The organism is Actinomadura sp. HBU206391, assembly GCF_014323665.1.
GTDB lineage: Bacteria > Actinomycetota > Actinomycetes > Streptosporangiales > Streptosporangiaceae > Actinomadura_C.
In genome coordinates, this window is sequence record NZ_JABVEB010000460.1 from 1 (window position 1) to 2,866 (window position 2,866).

The following is a 2,866-nucleotide window of genomic DNA, read 5'->3' on the forward strand; positions in this document are numbered from 1 at the left end:
GTTCCAGTTCGGCGTTGAGCTCGGCCCCGATCAACAGCGCCAGGTTCGTGACCCACAGCCACACCAGGAAGACCACGACGGTCGCGATGCTGCCATAGGTCTTGTTGTAGGAGCCGAAGGCGGCGACGTAGATGGCGAATCCGGTAGACGCGGTGATCCAGATGACCAGTGCGAGGATCCCGCCGGGGGTGACCCACTGGAAACGCTGCTTGGCGTTGGGCGCGGCCCAGTACAGCAGCGCGAACAGCAAACCGACCATCACCAGCAGTACCGGCCATTTGGCGAGGTTCCACACGGTGACCGCCGCCGAGCCGACGCCGATCATCTCGCCGACCCGGTGCGCCAGGTCGCCGGACAGCACCACGGCCATGGCGGTGACGGCCAGCAGCACCAGGCTGACCAGCGTGATGGAGAGCCGAAGCGGCAGGGTCTTCCAGATCGGTCGGCCCTCGTCGATGTCGTAGACGGCGTTGCTGGCGCGGATGAAGGCCGCGACGTACTTCGACGCCGACCAGAACGCGACGGCCAGACCGGCCAGGGCCACCAGGCCGGCGCCGCCGCGGCCCCGCTGCAGCTCGGTGAGCGCGCCTGTGAGTATCTGCTTGACCGGGCCGGGCGCCAGGGTCCCGAGGTTGGCCATCAGCGATTCCGTCACCGACCGCCCGGCCAGCCCGACGAGCGAGACCACGCACAGCAGAGCGGGGAAGATCGACAGGACGGCGTAGTAGGTCAGCGCGGCCGCCCAGTCGGCCAGCCCGTCGTCGGCGAACTCGGCCGGAATACGCCTGACCGCTCCCCACCAGCCCCTCAGCGGCAACTCGCCGAGGCGACGCGGCCCGTGAGCGGTCAGCCTCCCAGCGAGCCGCTTCTGCTCCTCCCGCAGGGGCCGTCGCTCCTCCTCCACGCTCTCCGGCTGCCGCTCGCCGCGCCGCTCGTCCTGTCGTTCCTCGTGGCGTTCCGGAGGGACGGATGCCGGTCGGCCAGATTCCCTTTCACGGTCCGCATCGCGTGTCATGCCTGCTCCTGCCAGGGTGGCCGCCGCCGGCGCGGCGTCTGTTCCATGCCGATTCCAAGCCGCCGGTCGCTCGGCCGAGTCGCAGCGCCTGATGCCCTCTCAAGGTCTGCATAAACGAAGCGGCCCTGAGCGAGTCGGGCCGACGTACGCCGAGCCGTCGAAGGGTCACGGCAGGAGCGGTACCGGCGTGTCGAGGATCATGCCGGTCACGTGGCACCGGCGGCGCCACGGCCATGACCGCAGGGTTGACGGAAGTACGGAATTAGCAACGGCAATTCCCACTCAGGGGCCTCGGAACCCTTGTCGAACATTGCCTGCCACCGGCCGAGCGAAATGAGGGGAATATTGCGTCATGAAAGGTCGAGCACCCGCCCTACTCGCCTTAATCACAGCGTTCAGCATAATACTCATGCCGGCTTCCGGGTCTCCCCGGGCGAGCACGTCAGCGAGCAATATCAATGCCGCCGCGAGGCCGGATTTCAAGATGCCGTTCGCGTGCGGCCAGCGCTGGCAGCTCACCACGTACAGGGGCCACAATCCCGACGACAAGAAGATCGACATGTTCCGGGAGGGCGGGGGCACCGCGGGCGCCACGGTGGTCGCTTCCGCGGCGGGTCGGGTCCACCAATGGTTCGATCCCGGGGGCCTGGAGATCGACCACGGCGGCGGCTGGTTCACCGTTTATCTCCACATGAGCGCACGTGCCGCAGTGGGGACGACCGTGGCCCAAGGCGGGTGGATCGGCACGGCCGGCTCCGTCGGCACGGATGTCGCCCATCTGCATTACGAACAGCTTTACGACACCAGCGGTGACGGCGACGGCGAGACCGGCGAGATGGTGCACCCCATCATTCAGGGAACGGAATACCGGCTCAGTCCGGCCGGCCCGTTTCCCATCGTGGCCAGCACGAATGCCTGTGCTCCCGGCAGTTACTGGGTCGACACCTTCGCCGACGCGACCGGCTACCGGGACGCGTACATGAACGACGCCCAGGGCCTGCTGTACGCCGGCACGAACTACGTCTACTGCAAGACCTGGGGCACCGAAGTACGCGTCGGCACCCAGTACAACCACTGGTGGCTCAGAACCGACCTCGACGAGGTCTACCCCGGCAAGAACGGCAGAGGCGCCTTCGTCTCCGCCTACTACCTGTCGAGATGGGGCAACGACGAGGCCAGGGACAACAACGGCACCGTCATCCCCGACTGCTGACCGACTGGAAGGCGAGTCAATGCGACGGATTCGCGCGGCATTTGCCGGGTTGACGCTGCTGGTGGGACTTGTTGTCACCCAGCCGACGCAACCCGCTCTCGCGGCCCCGAATTTCAAGGCCCCGTACCCCTGCGGGCAGACCTGGACCTACTCGCACCATTCGGCGGAGGTTCGACTGGCCCTTGACTTCATCAGCTCCAGTGGCTCGACGGCCGGCACGCCGGTGCTGGCCTCGGCGCCCGGCACCGCCTACAACTACTACCAGGCCGGCGGCGCCGGCAACTATGTCGCCGTCGAGCATGGCGGCGGCTGGAAGACGTACTACTTCCACCTCGCGTCGTTCGGGGTGGCCCACGGAGCCTCCGTCGCACAGGGTCAGTCGATCGGCATCACGGGCTCGACCGGCAACAGCACCGGCGCACACATCCACTACGAGCAGCTCTACAACGGGGCCGGTCAGACCATCCACATCAACGGCCAGTCGCTGGCGCCCTATCCGGGTTCGTACTCCCAGAAGTATCTGACCAGCGACAACGGCTGTGGCGGTGGCGGCAGATACTGGGTCGACACCTTCGCCAATGCGACCGGCTACCGGGACGCGTACATGAACGACGCCCAGGGCCTGCTGTACGCCGGCA

At 67.1% G+C, this 2,866-nt stretch carries 3 protein-coding genes; 2 read left to right on the top strand and 1 reads right to left on the bottom strand.

Features of this window, described 5'->3' with window-relative positions; translation table 11 throughout:
* On the bottom strand, positions 1-1,015 hold a 1,015-nt coding region (locus HKK72_RS38265), incomplete at its 3' end, for a YihY/virulence factor BrkB family protein (protein ID WP_222721662.1).
* 484 nt (positions 1,016-1,499) lie between these two features.
* On the opposite strand from HKK72_RS38265, the gene HKK72_RS38270 reads away from it, so the two are divergent.
* Both HKK72_RS38270 and HKK72_RS38275 read left to right on the top strand, forming a co-directional pair.
* Complete coding sequence (locus HKK72_RS38270) at positions 1,500-2,228, top strand: M23 family metallopeptidase (protein ID WP_222721663.1); 729 nt, start codon at positions 1,500-1,502, stop codon at positions 2,226-2,228.
* Positions 2,229-2,247: 19 nt separating this feature from the next.
* Positions 2,248-2,866: M23 family metallopeptidase (locus HKK72_RS38275; RefSeq protein ID WP_187239269.1), on the top strand; the 619-nt coding region annotated here is incomplete at its 3' end.